The sequence below is a fragment of the Pseudomonas sp. 58 R 3 genome (assembly GCF_900006605.1).
Taxonomy (GTDB): Bacteria; Pseudomonadota; Gammaproteobacteria; order Pseudomonadales; family Pseudomonadaceae; genus Aquipseudomonas; species Aquipseudomonas salomonii.
Genome location: NZ_CVTT01000087.1, coordinates 85,389 through 97,997, shown reverse-complemented (window position 1 = coordinate 97,997; position 12,609 = coordinate 85,389). Strand labels below are relative to the sequence as shown.

At 61.6% G+C, this 12,609-nt stretch carries 11 protein-coding genes; 6 read left to right on the top strand and 5 right to left on the bottom strand.

The window, feature by feature from the left end:
• Nucleotides 1-41: 41 nt before the first annotated feature.
• Complete coding sequence (locus BFP92_RS29230) at nucleotides 42-1,778, bottom strand: IlvD/Edd family dehydratase (protein ID WP_065932151.1); 1,737 nt, start codon at nucleotides 1,776-1,778, stop codon at nucleotides 42-44.
• 192 nt (nucleotides 1,779-1,970) lie between these two features.
• On the opposite strand from BFP92_RS29230, the gene BFP92_RS29225 reads away from it, so the two are divergent.
• From BFP92_RS29225 to BFP92_RS29205, 5 genes are read left to right on the top strand one after another with little or no spacing between them, the layout of a single operon-like run.
• Entirely contained in the window at nucleotides 1,971-3,293 is a 1,323-nt protein-coding gene (locus BFP92_RS29225) for an MFS transporter (protein WP_065932150.1), read from the top strand.
• 15 nt (nucleotides 3,294-3,308) lie between these two features.
• The gene (araD1, locus tag BFP92_RS29220; RefSeq protein ID WP_065932149.1) at nucleotides 3,309-4,298 is read left to right on the top strand and encodes an AraD1 family protein; all 990 of its coding nucleotides are present in this window, start codon (nucleotides 3,309-3,311) and stop codon (nucleotides 4,296-4,298) included.
• 10 nt (nucleotides 4,299-4,308) lie between these two features.
• Nucleotides 4,309-5,889: an aldehyde dehydrogenase (NADP(+)) gene (locus tag BFP92_RS29215; protein WP_065932148.1), complete on the top strand. Its 1,581-nt coding sequence runs from the start codon at nucleotides 4,309-4,311 to the stop codon at nucleotides 5,887-5,889.
• 14 nt (nucleotides 5,890-5,903) lie between these two features.
• Nucleotides 5,904-6,767: an SMP-30/gluconolactonase/LRE family protein gene (locus BFP92_RS29210; protein WP_065932147.1), complete on the top strand. Its 864-nt coding sequence runs from the start codon at nucleotides 5,904-5,906 to the stop codon at nucleotides 6,765-6,767.
• A gap of 37 nt (nucleotides 6,768-6,804) precedes the next feature.
• On the top strand, nucleotides 6,805-7,809 hold the full coding sequence (locus tag BFP92_RS29205; RefSeq protein WP_017136516.1) for a substrate-binding domain-containing protein: 1,005 nt from the start codon (nucleotides 6,805-6,807) through the stop codon (nucleotides 7,807-7,809).
• Between the two features lie 873 nt (nucleotides 7,810-8,682).
• On the opposite strand, the gene BFP92_RS29200 is transcribed toward BFP92_RS29205, so the two are convergent.
• Complete coding sequence (locus BFP92_RS29200; RefSeq protein ID WP_065932146.1) at nucleotides 8,683-9,831, bottom strand: aldose epimerase family protein; 1,149 nt, start codon at nucleotides 9,829-9,831, stop codon at nucleotides 8,683-8,685.
• A gap of 138 nt (nucleotides 9,832-9,969) precedes the next feature.
• Between BFP92_RS29200 and BFP92_RS29195 the strand changes: the two genes are divergently transcribed.
• Nucleotides 9,970-10,737, top strand: a complete 768-nt coding sequence (locus BFP92_RS29195) for an SDR family NAD(P)-dependent oxidoreductase (protein WP_065932145.1) — start codon at nucleotides 9,970-9,972, stop codon at nucleotides 10,735-10,737.
• A gap of 5 nt (nucleotides 10,738-10,742) precedes the next feature.
• On the opposite strand, the gene BFP92_RS29190 is transcribed toward BFP92_RS29195, so the two are convergent.
• The 3 genes from BFP92_RS29190 to BFP92_RS29180 form a co-directional block, all read right to left on the bottom strand.
• Nucleotides 10,743-11,345: a glutathione S-transferase family protein gene (locus BFP92_RS29190; RefSeq protein WP_065932144.1), complete on the bottom strand. Its 603-nt coding sequence runs from the start codon at nucleotides 11,343-11,345 to the stop codon at nucleotides 10,743-10,745.
• Nucleotides 11,346-11,388: 43 nt separating this feature from the next.
• Nucleotides 11,389-11,922 (bottom strand): G/U mismatch-specific DNA glycosylase, encoded by a 534-nt coding sequence (mug, locus tag BFP92_RS29185; RefSeq protein WP_065932143.1) that lies wholly within the window; start codon nucleotides 11,920-11,922, stop codon nucleotides 11,389-11,391.
• 83 nt (nucleotides 11,923-12,005) lie between these two features.
• Complete coding sequence (locus tag BFP92_RS29180) at nucleotides 12,006-12,476, bottom strand: MarR family winged helix-turn-helix transcriptional regulator (protein ID WP_239694334.1); 471 nt, start codon at nucleotides 12,474-12,476, stop codon at nucleotides 12,006-12,008.
• Nucleotides 12,477-12,609: the final 133 nt, after the last annotated feature.

Here is a 12,609-nt window from a genome sequence, read left to right as displayed (position 1 = left end):
GGGAGGCTCTGGCTTAGGTTCGCGGCATCATAGCATCCCAATTAGTGGGAATGCCGGGGGACTTCAGCGCCACGGCAGCCCACCAGGAAGTCGAAGTCGCAGCCTTGATCGGCCTGCAGCACGTGATCGATATACAGCTGGCGGTAGCCGCCGACGATCAGGTTTTGCGGGGGCGCCAGGTCAGCCATGCGCGCCGCCAGTTCGGCGTCGGGGATATCCAGGTGCAACCGGCCGTTGGCGCAGTCGAGCTCGATCCAGTCACCTTCCTGCACCGTGGCCAGCGGCCCACCGGCGGCGGCTTCCGGCGCCACGTGCAGCACCACCGTGCCATAGGCGGTGCCGCTCATGCGTGCATCGGAAATGCGCACCATGTCGGTCACGCCCTGGGCCAGCAGCTTGGCGGGCAAGCCCATGTTGCCGACTTCGGCCATGCCCGGGTAACCCTTGGGCCCACAGTTTTTCATGACCAGAATCGAGTTGGCATCCACGTCCAGCGCCGGGTCATTGATGCGTGCCTTGTACATGTCGAAGTTCTCGAACACCACCGCGCGGCCACGGTGCTGCATCAACTCGGGGCTGGCGGCGGACGGCTTGAGCACAGCGCCGAGCGGCGCCAGGTTGCCGCGCAATACGCAGATGCCGCCGTCGGCACGGATCGGGTTGTCGAGGGTACGGATCACTTCGTCCTGGCCATAGATCGGCGAGTCCTGGGTATTTTCGCCCAACGACTTGCCATTCACCGTCAGGGCATTCGGGTGCGGGATCAGGTTGGCTTCGCCCAGGCGGCGCAGCACAGCCGGCAGGCCGCCGGCGTAGTAGAACTCTTCCATCAGGAAACGCCCCGACGGCTGCAGGTCGACGATGGTCGGCACACCACGGCCCATGCGGGTCCAATCGTCCAGGTCAAGCTCGACACCAATACGCCCGGCGATGGCTTTAAGGTGGATCACCGCGTTGGTCGAACCGCCAATGGCCGCATTCACCCGGATCGCGTTTTCGAACGCCTCCTTGGTAAGGATTTTCGACAGTTTCAAATCTTCACGCACCATCTCGACCGCGCGCATGCCGGACATATGCGCCAGCACATAGCGCCGCGCATCCACCGCCGGGATCGCTGCGTTGTGGGGCAGGGAAGTGCCGAGTGCTTCGGCCATGCAGGCCATGGTCGATGCAGTGCCCATGGTGTTGCAGGTGCCCGCCGAGCGCGACATGCCGCCTTCGGCTGCAAGGAAATCGTCAAGGGTGATGGTGCCGGCCTTGACCTGTTCGCTCAGTTGCCACACCACCGTGCCCGAGCCGATGTCCTGGCCCTTGTGCTTGCCGTTGAGCATCGGCCCGCCGGTGACCACGATGGCCGGCACGTCACAACTGGCCGCGCCCATCAGCAGCGCCGGGGTGGTTTTGTCGCAGCCGGTGAGCAGCACCACACCGTCGATGGGGTTGCCGCGAATGGCTTCCTCGACATCCATGCTCGCCAGGTTGCGGGTGAGCATGGCGGTGGGGCGCAGGTTGGATTCGCCATTGGAGAACACCGGGAATTCCACCGGGAAACCACCAGCTTCGATCACACCGCGTTTGACGTGCTCGGCGATCTGGCGGAAATGCGCGTTGCACGGGGTCAGTTCCGACCAGGTGTTGCAGATGCCAATGATCGGTTTGCCATGGAACTGATGGTCGGCAATGCCCTGGTTCTTCATCCAGCTGCGGTACATGAAACCGTTCTTGTCGGCGGTACCAAACCACTGGGCGGAGCGGAGGGCGGGCTTTTTATCAGGCATGATCGACTCTCTTATTGTATGACTATATGTTCTATATGCGCTTAAACATAAGCGCAAAATCGCAGCTTTGGAAGTGTTGTTTTGCAAATAGTCATACTATATAGTCCTGCTTAATTGAGGTGTGACCCTGGCGGATATTCGCGAGAGGCAGCCCCCGAGCTTCTATAAAAACAACAATCGGAGATCGACCCCATGAGCCAGGAATTGCGGCTTGTTCGGCGTATCACGCTGAAACTGATTCCCTTCCTGATCCTGCTGTACCTGATCGCCTACGTGGACCGCTCGGCGGTTGGGTTTGCCAAGCTGCACATGGGCGCCGACGTCGGCATCGGCGACGCTGCCTATGGCTTGGGGGCGGGGTTGTTCTTTATTGGCTACTTCCTGTTTGAAATCCCCAGCAACCTGATGCTCGACCGCTTCGGCGCGCGGCGCTGGTTTGCACGGATCATGCTCACCTGGGGCGCCATCACCATTGGCATGGCCTTCGTGCAGGGGCCGCACAGCTTTTATGTGATGCGCTTTTTGCTCGGCGCGGCCGAAGCCGGGTTCTTTCCGGGCGTGCTGTACTACATCACCCAGTGGTTCCCGGTGCGCCATCGCGGCAAGATCCTGGGGCTGTTCATTCTCTCCCAGCCGATTGCCATGATGATCACCGGGCCCGTGTCCGGCGGCCTGCTGGGCATGGACGGCATCCTCGGGCTGCACGGCTGGCAATGGCTGTTTATCGTGATCGGCACACCGGCGTTGTTGCTGACCTGGCCGGTGCTGCGCTTTTTGCCGGACGGCCCCAGGCAGGTCAACTGGATGAGCGAAGACGAGAAAACCTGGCTGACCGCTGAGCTGGCCAAAGACCTGCAAGCCTACGGTCAGACCCGCCACGGCAACCCGCTGCATGCCCTCAAGGACAAGCGCGTGTTGCTGCTGGCGCTGTTCTACCTGCCGGTGACCTTGAGCATCTATGGCCTGGGCCTGTGGTTGCCGACCCTGATCAAACAGTTCGGCGGCACTGACCTGGTGACCGGTTTTATCTCGGCCGTGCCCTACATTTTCGGCATCATCGGGCTGCTGATCATCCCGCGCAGTTCCGACCGCTTGAACGATCGGTATGGCCACCTTGCCGTGCTCTATGTGCTCGGCGCCATCGGCTTGTTCTGCAGTGCCTGGCTGAGCGTGCCGGTGCTGCAAATGGCGGCGCTGTGCCTGGCGGCGTTTGCCTTGTTTTCCTGCACGGCGGTGTTCTGGACCTTGCCGGGGCGGTTTTTTGCCGGTGCCAGTGCGGCGGCGGGCATTGCCTTGATTAACTCGGTGGGCAACCTGGGCGGCTATATCGGCCCGTTCGTGATCGGCGCGCTCAAGGAATACACCGGCAACCTGGCTTCGGGCCTGTATTTTTTGGCCGGAGTCATGGTGTTCGGGCTGTTCTTGACCGCTGTGGTGTACCGCGTGCTGGAACGCAAGCATGTGCTGCCCGCCGACCAGTTTGCCGCCAGCGCCCGAGGCGCCACACGTACTTAATCCTGGAGAAGTTTGATGCGTTTAGTTCAGTTCGAATTGCGTAACGGTGAGCGTCGTGTCGGCGTGGTGCAAGGCAACACACTGCGCGAAGTGCACACCGCACGCAGCGTGCGCGAATTGGCGCTGGCCGCCATCGATGCCGGTGTGGGCCTGGCGCAACAGGTCGACAGCCTGGGGCTGGGCGACAGTCATGACTACGCTGCGCTGTTGGCGGACCTCAAAGTCCTGCCGCCGCTGGACCATCCGGACCCTGCGCACATGCTGATCAGCGGCACTGGCCTGACGCACCTGGGCAGCGCCTCGGCCCGAGATAAAATGCATCAGGCCGGTGACGACAGCGCCTTGACCGACACCATGCGTATTTTCAAATGGGGCGTGGAGGGCGGCAAGCCAGCGGCCGGCCAAGCCGGCGTGCAACCGGAATGGTTCTATAAGGGCGATGGCCGTATTGTCGTGCGCCCAGGCCAGGCATTCCCGGTGCCGGCCTTTGCCGAAGACGCCGGTGAAGAGCCGGAAATCGGCGGGCTGTACGTGATCGGCCGAGACAGCAAACCCTATCGGCTGGGTTATGCGGTGGGCAACGAGTTCTCCGACCACATCATGGAACGCAAGAATTACCTGTACCTGGCCCATTCCAAGTTGCGCAGTTGCAGCTATGGCCCGGAGTTGCGCGTGGGTGAGTTGCCTCAGCACCTGGCCGGCACCAGCCGCATTCTTCGAGACGGCCAGGAGCTATGGGCAAGCGAATTTCTCAGTGGCGAGGCGAACATGTGCCACAGCCTGGAAAACCTCGAGTATCACCATTTCAAATACAGCCAGTTCCTGACCCCGGGCGACGTGCACATTCATTTCTTCGGCACCGCCACCCTGTCATTCGCCGACGGTATACGTACCCAGCCGGGGGATGTGTTCGAGATCAGCCAGGCCGAGTTCGGTGCACCGTTGGTCAATCGGGTCGGCAGCGCCGAGGCGGCGTTCGAACCTGGCACTGTCATCAGCCTTTAAGGAGATCAGCATGAATCCGTTACTCGGCCACAATTACATCGGCGGCCAGCGCAGCGCCCAGGGCAGCATCACCCTGAAAAGCGTCGATGCCGACACCGGCGAGGCCTTGCCTCAGGATTTCTATCAGGCCACGCCCGCCGAGGTGGATGCCGCCGCCAAGGCCGCCGCTGCCGCGTATCCCGCGTATCGGGCATTGAGTGCCTCGCGTCGCGCGCAGTTCCTGGAAGCGGTAGCCGATGAGCTGGACGCGCTGGGGGATGATTTTATCGAGTTGGTTTGCCGCGAAACCGCATTGCCTGCAGCGCGCATCAAAGGCGAGCGCGGGCGCACCAGCGGCCAGATGCGCCTTTTCGCCACGGTGCTGCGTCGCGGTGACTTTTACGGTGCGCGCATCGACAGAGCCTTGCCCGACCGCCAACCCCTGCCGCGCCCGGACCTGCGCCAATACCGCATCGGTCTCGGCCCGGTGGCGGTGTTTGGCGCGAGCAACTTCCCGTTGGCATTTTCCACCGCCGGCGGCGACACCGCCGCCGCGCTGGCGGCCGGCTGCCCGGTGGTGTTCAAGGCCCACAGCGGGCATATGGCGACGGCCGAGCGGGTGGCCGATGCAATCATTCGGGCGGCCGAGGCCACCGAGATGCCGGCGGGTGTGTTCAACATGATCTTCGGTGGCGGCGTCGGTGAGGCGCTGGTCAAGCACCCGGCGATCCAGGCCGTGGGTTTTACCGGCTCGCTCAAGGGTGGCCGTGCCCTGTGTGATATGGCGGCGGCACGCCCGCAGCCGATCCCGGTGTTTGCCGAGATGTCGAGCATCAACCCGGTGATCGTGCTGCCCCAGGCCTTGCACGCCCGGGCCGAGACCATCGCCCGCGACCTCACCGCCTCGGTGGTGCAAGGCTGTGGCCAGTTCTGCACCAACCCTGGCCTGGTGATCGGTATTGCCTCGCCACAGTTCAGCGCGTTAACCCAACAGGTGGCGCAACTGATCGGTGAACAGCCTCCGCAAACCATGCTCAATACCGGCACGCTGGGCAGTTATGGCAAAGGCTTGGAAAAACTCTTGGCGCACCCTGGCATCCAACACCTGGCGGGCAGCGCTCAAGTGGGCAGTCAGGCGCAGCCGCAGCTGTTCAAGGCCGACGTGCGCTTGCTGATCGACGGTGATGAGGTGTTGCAGGAAGAGGTGTTCGGCCCTGCCACGGTGTTTGTCGAGGTCGCCGATCAGGCCCAGCTCAGCGACGCCTTGCACGGCCTGCACGGTCAGCTCACTGCGACGCTCATTGCTGAACCGGCCGACCTGCAGCAGTTCACTGAACTGACGCCGCTGCTGGAGCAGAAAGTCGGGCGCATCCTGCTCAACGGCTACCCGACCGGCGTGGAGGTCTGTGATTCGATGGTTCACGGCGGCCCGTACCCGGCCACTTCCGATGCCCGTGGCACCTCGGTCGGCACCCTGGCCATCGACCGTTTCCTGCGCCCGGTGTGCTTGCAGAATTACCCTGATAGCCTGCTGCCCGACGCGTTGAAAAACGCCAACCCGTTGCGCATCCAGCGGCTGGTGGATGGCACGCCATCGCGCGACCCGCTGTAACACCAGGAGGTTTTATGTCGTGTACCGCAGTCACTGCGCACCGTGCGCAGTTGGGGGAGGGCCCGTTCTGGGACGTGCCGACCCAGGCGCTGTATTGGGTGAATATCGCCGGCAAACAGGCGCTGCGCCTGATGGGCGGGCAGTTGCAGATCTGGCAGTTGCCCGAGCATGTCTCGGCCTTTATCCCCTGTGAAGGTGGCGGTGCGCTGGTCACGCTGAGCAGCGGCGTGTACCGGCTGAACCTGGAAACCGAAGCCCTCACGCTGCTGTGCGTGGCCGACCCGCAACCGGGTAACCGTGGCAATGAAGCACGCTGCGATGCCCAGGGCCGCCTGTGGTTGGGCACCATGCAGAACAACATTGGTGAGCAGGGTGAAGACCTGCCGATTACGCGGCGTTCCGGCGGCCTGTTTCGGATCGATGCCAACGCACACGTCACGCCGCTGCTGCAAGGGCTGGGCATTCCCAACACCTTGGTGTGGAGCGATGACGGCGCGCACGTGTATTTTGGCGACAGCCTGGACGGCACTTTGTACCGGCATTCGGTCAAGCCGGACGGTCAGCTCGACCCTGCCCGGGTCTGGTTCGGCCCGCATGAGCGTGGCGGCCCGGATGGCTCGGCGATGGACAGCCAGGGTTATATCTGGAACGCCCGTTGGGATGGCAGTTGCCTGCTGCGCCTGACGCCGGCCGGTGAGGTCGACCGCGTTATTGAGTTGCCCGTCAGCCGCCCCACCAGTTGCGTGTTCGGTGGCCCCCACCTCACCACGCTCTACATCACCAGCGCCGCCAGCCCACTCGATCACCCGCTGGATGGCGCAGTGCTGGCCATCGAGGTCGATGTGCCGGGCACCCCCTGTCACCGCTTTGCCGGATAAACCCAAGACCTGAAAACAATAACAAGGAGTCACCCGTATGAATCGTCGTCGAGGTATGCGTTCCCTGTGCTGCGCCGCTGTGGCGGTGTCGGCCCTGAGCTTGGGCGGTCTGTTGCAGGCCGCTGAAGCAGTGAAGATTGGTTTTTTGGTCAAGCAGGCTGAAGAACCGTGGTTCCAGACCGAATGGGCGTTTGCCGAAAAAGCCGGCAAGGAGCATGGCTTTACCGTGATCAAGATCGCCGTGCCCGATGGCGAGAAAACCCTCTCGGCCATCGACAGCCTGGCGGCCAACGGCGCCAAGGGCTTTGTGATCTGCCCGCCGGATGTGTCGCTGGGCCCGGCCATCGTTGCCAAGGCCAAGGCCAACGGCCTGAAAGTGATTGCGGTGGATGATCGCTTCGTTGATGCCAAGGGCAACTTCATGGAGGACGTGCCGTACCTGGGCATGGCCGCGTTTGAAGTCGGCCAGAAGCAGGGCGCTGCGATGGCGGCTGAGGCGAAAAAGCGCGGTTGGGACTGGAAGGATACCTATGCGGTGATCAACACCTTTAACGAACTCGACACGGGTAAAAAGCGCACTGACGGTTCGGTCAAATCCCTGGAAGACGCTGGCTTTCCCAAAGACCACATCCTGTTCACCGCTGCCAAGACCCTCGATGTACCAGGCAGTATGGACGCCACCAACTCGGCGCTGGTCAAGCTGCCCAGCGGTGCCAAGAACCTGATTATCGGCGGTATGAACGACAACACGGTGCTTGGTGGCGTGCGCGCTACCGAAACGGCCGGTTTTGCTGCGGCCAATGTGATTGGTATCGGCATCAATGGTACGGATGCCATTGGCGAACTGAAAAAGGCTGACAGTGGCTTTTTCGGTTCGATGCTGCCTAGCCCGCATATCGAGGGCTACAACACTGCGCTGATGATGTATGAGTGGGTCACCAAAGGTACGGAGCCGCCCAAGTACACGGCGATGGACGAGGTGACGCTGATTACGCGGGAGAACTTCAAGCAAGAGCTGACGAAGATTGGGTTGTGGCAGTGAGGTAGGCTTGGCAGGGGGGTGGATCAGACGGAGTACATATCCGTTGCTGCGGTAATGGCTACCTATGGTTCCGCCCTTACGGCGGGTCACTTTTGGCAAACGCCCGGAATGCCGGCCCAGCCAAAAGTAACCAAAAGGTCTTCGCCCCACCACTCGGCACCTCGCCTAGGCTCGGTGTGCCAGAACGAAGGCTTGAGTCCGTGGGCCGCCGCGATGGGCCATCCTTGGCCCAGCGCGGCTAACCCGGCGTCCTGCCGGGTTACCCACGGATTCAAGCCTGCGTTCGGCCAGCGTGGTTGACGGGGCGCCTCAGATCAAAATCAAGATCTACAGCACGGGGGCCTGAAAGCCGACCTGAGTGGTTGAAGCAAAAGCCAGATCAAGTGCAAATCCAAAGCCTATCTACCTGATGCAACGCGGTCTAAATGTGGGAGCGGGCTTGCTCGCGAATGCGGTGTGTCAGAGACAGATGAATTGACTGACCCACCGCATTCGCGAGCAAGCCCGCTCCCACCTTTGACCGAGTACGGCTTTGCTGTTGCTGTTGCTCCGGCTCTTACATCCTTTTCGATGACGAAGTCAGCGGTCTTTTGATCTGCGCTTGTGATCTTGATCTGAAATCGCCCCCCAAATCACTGGCGGATTGCGGGCATGCCGAGCCACAGCGAGGCACCGAGTGTTGGGGCGAGGACCTTTTGGTTACGTTTGCGTCCTTGCAAAAGTGACCCGCTGTAAGAGCGGAACCAATAGAAGCCGTTACCGCAGCAACGGATATGTACTCAGCAACCCCGCCACAACCCAAGACCTCGGCATCCCTCCGGTCACAAGGAAAAACCGACGTGCCTGTAGCGAGGGCAAGCCCGGCGCCAACACTCAGTCAGCAGAGAACTTGAACACAGTGTTCTGGCTATAGGTCTGCCCCGGATTCAACCGAGTCGAAGCAAACTTGGGCTGGTTGGGCGCATCGGGAAAGTGCTGAGTTTCGAGGGTAAAGGCACTCCAGTGCTGATACGTCTTGCCACCTTTGCCCTTGACCGTGCCGTCGAGGAAGTTGCTGGTGTAGAACTGCACCCCAGGCTCGCTGGTGTAGAGCTTCAAACGCCGGCCAGACGCAGGGTCGTGTACTTCGGCGGCGAGTTGCTTGATATCGCCCTGGGTGTCGAGCGCCCAGTTGAAGTCAAACCCACCTTGTTTCGGCTCGGCAAATTTGAGCTGCGGATGTTCGTCCTTGAGATGCTGGCCGATTGGCGTGGGCTTGAGAAAGTCCATCGGCGTGCCCTTGACCGGTGCCAGCTCGCCGGTCGGAATCAGGGTGGCATTCACCGGGGTGTAATGGCTGGCATGCAAGGTCGCGACCTGCTTGAGAATGTCGCCGTTGCCCGCGCCGGCCAGGTTGAAATAGCTGTGGTTGGTGAGGTTGAGCACCGTGGGTTTGTCGGTGCTGGCCTTGTAGTCGATATGCAGTTCGTTGTGATCGTTGAGGCTGTAGGTGACCTCGGTCTTCAGGTTGCCGGGAAAACCCATTTCACCGTCCTTGGACAGGTAGCTGAGCTTGACGCCGACCGAGTCCTTGCCCTTGACGGGTTCGGCTTGCCAAACGTGTTTGTCGAACCCCTGGGCACCGCCGTGCAGCGAATTGGGGCCGTCGTTGAGCGGTACCTGATAGCGTTGGCCATCAAGTTCAAACGCACCGCCCGCCAGGCGGTTGCCGAAGCGCCCGATGGTCGCGCCAAAAAACGCCGTGCCGCTCTGATAACCCTGCACGTCATCAAAACCCAGCACCACGTCATCGATCTTGCCGTTTTTATCCGGCACTTTGAGTGACTGCAACACGCCGCCGTAGGTGATCACCGTGGCTTGCATGCCGTGGCTGTTGCGCAAGATGTACTGCTCGACGGCGGTGCCGTCGTTGGTTTTACCGAAGGGTTTATGCTCGCTGGTTAGGCCCGCAGCCTGGGCGCCGCCGCTGGCGATCAGCATGGACAAGGCGAGGCCGGAAAGCAGGTGACGAGGGTGCTTCATGGTCGAACTTCCTTTTGTTGTTTTCAGTGGAATAGTTCTACTAATGTGCGATATTTTGTCGTTGCAGCAGCAGATTTATAGCCTTTTACGGCCTGTTTGCAAAATAAAATAAGACTAATTAAGTGAGGCAACCTTTATATGACCACTCAGCAGGCTGTTTACCCCGACCTTGAGGGTAAGACCGTTCTGGTTTCCGGTGGTGCCTCAGGCATCGGCGAATTCCTGGTACGCGCGTTCGCCGCCCAGGGCGCCAAGGTGGGTTTTGTGGACCGGGCGCAAAGCCAGGGCGAGCGGCTGGCCGCGCTGCTGCATTCCCAGGGCTACAACGTAGAGTTCGTGTGCTGCGACATTACCGATGAAATCGCCTACAAGGCGGCGATCGAGCGCTTTGAGCACTCGCTGGGGCCGATCACCGTATTGGTCAATAACGCGGCCAACGACCTGCGTCACACCCTGGAGGAAGTCGATTCGGCGATGTTCGACAGGCTGATCGCGGTCAACCTCAAGCACGCATTCTTTGCTGCCAAGGCCGTGGTGCCGATGATGAAACGCGCCGGTGGCGGGGCGATCATCAACCTGGGCTCGGTGGGGTGGATGATGGCGTCTGCCGGCTACCCGGTGTACGCCGCCAGCAAGGCGGCGGCCCATGGCATGACCCGCGCACTGGCACGTGAGTTGGGGCCCAGCCATATCCGCGTGAACACCCTGGTGCCCGGCTGGGTCATGACCGACAAACAACTGGCAATGTGGGTCGATGATGCGGCCAAGGAGCTGATCAGCCGCAGCCAGTGCCTGCCCGGCAGCGTGCTGCCGGGACACATCGCCAATATGGCGTTGTTTCTCGCCTCCGATGCCTCGGCGATGTGTTCGGCGCAGAACTTTATTGTGGATGGCGGCTGGGTCTAGGCCTGCTATTCGACGGGGTAGCGCTTGAACGCCGGGTGCTGTTCCAGCCGGTCGGCGTGACGTTGCAGGTTAGGGAATGCCTTGGGGTCGAGCACCGACGGCAGTTTGAGTTGGGTGAACGACCACGCGACTGCCGCGGTCAGCGCCGCCTGGGTCAGCGGCGCGTCGGTGGATTGGGCAAGGTGCTTTTCCAGCAGCGAATAGGCGGCCAACAGTTGCCCGGTCACGCGGTCTACCCACGGCTCATGGCGTTTTTCTGCCGGGCGCAGATTGTCCTCATACACGATCTGCACGGTTTTCTCGCAGGCCGCCAGGGCCAGCCCAAGCAGGTGCAGTTCGTGGGCGCGGGCGCCAGGCGCTTGCGCCAGCAGCTTCTTGTCGATGGGGGCCTGGGCTTCGAAATAGTCCAGGATCAGGCTGGAGTCCATCAGCACGGTGCCGTCGTCCAGCACCAGGGTCGGTGCCTTGACCACCGGGTTGATCGCGTGGAACTGCTCAAAGGTGCCGAACACCGACACCGACTGATGTTCAAACGCCACGCCGTACAGGTCCAGGGAAATTGCCACGCGGCGTACGTAAGGCGAGTCCAGCATGCCGACCAGTTTCATGAAGCCTCCGTTGCTTTCAAGTAATTGCTTTCAGGTGATTCGATCAGGAGATTAAGGGCACTGGATCGCTCTGTGCAATGGTTTCGCGCAGTTGCTGATAGGCCTGCACCAACTGCTCCAGGTTGAACGCCAAATTGCGCCCGCTGGGGTTGGGCAGCACCCATACCGCTGCGCCGCCCAATAACGGCGGCTGCAACCCCCAGGCAACCTCGCGTTGGCCGGACACGGCGCTATAACCGACCTTGCCCAGAAAGGCTACGAAGCGTGGCTGGCAGCGGCGGATTTTCTGCTCGAACGCTACGGCTGCGTCGTTGAATTCATGCCGCGCCAATTCCCCCGCGCTCGCCGTCGGGCGCTCCACCAGGGTGGTCAGGCCGCAGTGGTAGTCGAGCAAGCTGCGCCCCGCTTCGGGGCGGATCTCATGGGGCGTAAAACCGGCCAGGTGCAACGTACGCCAGAAGCGGTTGCTGCGGTTGGCGAAGTGCAGCCCGAGGGCGGCGGAGCCTTTGCCGGGGTTAATGCCGCAGAACACCACATTCAAGTGCTCGGTGAGGATGTCTTTGAGGCTGTCGCTCATGTCGGGTCTACCTGCAAACGCATCAGCAACCATTGGGTAAAGCTGCGGGCCAATGGCGTACTTTCACTGTCAGGGTGGGTCGCTTAGGCGTCCTTGGCCAACAGGGTGCGGGCAAATTCGTCGGAGGCGATAAAGTCCAGGGTCTGGCGCAGTTGCGCCGCGGCTTCACGGCCGAATGCCTGATCGAAACGTTCGGCCATTTGCGTGGAAATACGCTTGGCCGCCTGGTGGGTGCGCTTGCCGTGTTCGGTCAGTAATACGCGCCGGGTACGCCGGTCGAGTTCGTCCACGCGCAGCTCCACCAGGCCGTCACGTACCAGTGGTTTGAGCGTGTGGCCGAGCGCGGACAAGTCCATCACCAGGGTTTGTGCCAGTTCGCCCATCTTCGGCGTGCCGGCCTTGGCGATGCGGTTGAGCAGCGCGTATTGCGTGGCTTTGAGCCCGCAGGGCGCGAACGCCTCGTCATAGATCTGGCCCAGGCGGCGCGAGGTGCGGCGCACGGCACCGTTGACGCAGGTGCTGGGGCTCTCGGAGCAAGGCGGGGCAGATTTCAAGGGCAGATACTCTCTGATACAAAACACGACGCGGCTGATTATGCCTGCGCGACCTGTCAGGACAAGGTCTTTCGGACCGAACTGACGCTCCAGATGAAAACTGAGACAGCTTGAAACAAATTAGTTGCGTATG

Coding starts and splice junctions, on each gene's coding strand:
- BFP92_RS29205 (WP_017136516.1), top strand. CDS start 6,805: ATGAATCGTCGTCGAGGTATGCGTTCCCTGTGCTGCGCCGCTGTGGCG.
- araD1 (WP_065932149.1), top strand. CDS start 3,309: ATGCGTTTAGTTCAGTTCGAATTGCGTAACGGTGAGCGTCGTGTCGGC.
- BFP92_RS29195 (WP_065932145.1), top strand. CDS start 9,970: ATGACCACTCAGCAGGCTGTTTACCCCGACCTTGAGGGTAAGACCGTT.
- BFP92_RS29215 (WP_065932148.1), top strand. CDS start 4,309: ATGAATCCGTTACTCGGCCACAATTACATCGGCGGCCAGCGCAGCGCC.
- BFP92_RS29210 (WP_065932147.1), top strand. CDS start 5,904: ATGTCGTGTACCGCAGTCACTGCGCACCGTGCGCAGTTGGGGGAGGGC.
- BFP92_RS29200 (WP_065932146.1), bottom strand. CDS start 9,831: ATGAAGCACCCTCGTCACCTGCTTTCCGGCCTCGCCTTGTCCATGCTG.
- BFP92_RS29190 (WP_065932144.1), bottom strand. CDS start 11,345: ATGAAACTGGTCGGCATGCTGGACTCGCCTTACGTACGCCGCGTGGCA.
- BFP92_RS29225 (WP_065932150.1), top strand. CDS start 1,971: ATGAGCCAGGAATTGCGGCTTGTTCGGCGTATCACGCTGAAACTGATT.
- mug (WP_065932143.1), bottom strand. CDS start 11,922: ATGAGCGACAGCCTCAAAGACATCCTCACCGAGCACTTGAATGTGGTG.
- BFP92_RS29230 (WP_065932151.1), bottom strand. CDS start 1,778: ATGCCTGATAAAAAGCCCGCCCTCCGCTCCGCCCAGTGGTTTGGTACC.